Origin of the sequence: Parapedobacter sp. GCM10030251, assembly GCF_042666505.1 — a bacterium.
In the GTDB taxonomy this organism is placed as follows: Bacteria; Bacteroidota; Bacteroidia; order Sphingobacteriales; family Sphingobacteriaceae; genus Parapedobacter.
This window is the reverse complement of the sequence record NZ_JBHTDN010000042.1, coordinates 1-774: the sequence shown is the minus strand read 5'-3', so window position 1 is coordinate 774 and position 774 is coordinate 1. Positions and strand designations below refer to the sequence as shown.

Annotated in this window: 1 protein-coding gene and 1 pseudogene; both read left to right on the top strand. The window is 54.3% G+C overall.

Annotated features, from left to right (window positions below; all coding sequences use genetic code 11):
* Positions 1–533 (top strand): annotated as a pseudogene (locus ACFQRK_RS23960) (hypothetical protein); the annotation flags it as partial.
* A gap of 21 nt (positions 534–554) precedes the next feature.
* A partial coding sequence (locus ACFQRK_RS23955) for an ATP-binding protein (protein ID WP_379010961.1) occupies positions 555–774 on the top strand: 220 nt, incomplete at its 3' end.

The following is a 774-nucleotide window of genomic DNA, read 5'->3' as shown; positions in this document are numbered from 1 at the left end:
ACCACGTGGTGGTGGGCGAAGACTGGCACTTCTACAGTGTGCCCGCCCGCTATATCGGGAAAGAGGTGCGTATTGTTTACTGCACCGACACGGTGGAAATATACCACGGCAGCCAGCGTATTGCCCTCCATAGACGCAGCTATAAAAAACATGGGTACACGACCGATAAAGACCACCTTCCGGAAAACCACCGGCATATGCGCGAACGCCTGGCATGGAACCCGGACCATTACCTTTCAAAAGCGGAAAAATACGGCCCCGCTACGCGCGAGTACTTCCAAAGGGTCATGGACAGCAAGCTTGTCATCGACCAGTCCTACCAGGCCTGCCGCGGGCTCATGCGCCTGGCAGGCCTCTATCCGGACCGTATAGAGGCTGCCTGCACAAGGGCGCTCAAAGGGCAGCGGTTCAACTATATGTCCATAAAAAACATATTGGCCAACAATATGGACCAGCTCGAAAAAAAGGAAGCCCCGAAACAATATACCATACCCCTGCACGAAAATATCCGGGGTGCCGGGGAATACAGATAAGGAAAACCATAAAAACAGAAAATGAATACAGATCAGACCATCGAACAGCTGAAAGCGCTCCGTCTGGCCGGGATGGCCAGACGTTACGAAGCGGTGAGTGCACTGCCCGTGCACGAAGTACAGAACGTACATGAACTATTGGCCTCCATGGTGCAGGCCGAGGTGGAATACCGCGACCACGCCAGGACGCAGAAATACCTGAAGGCAAGCCGGCTGCGCTATAACGCCCTGCCCGAAGAGA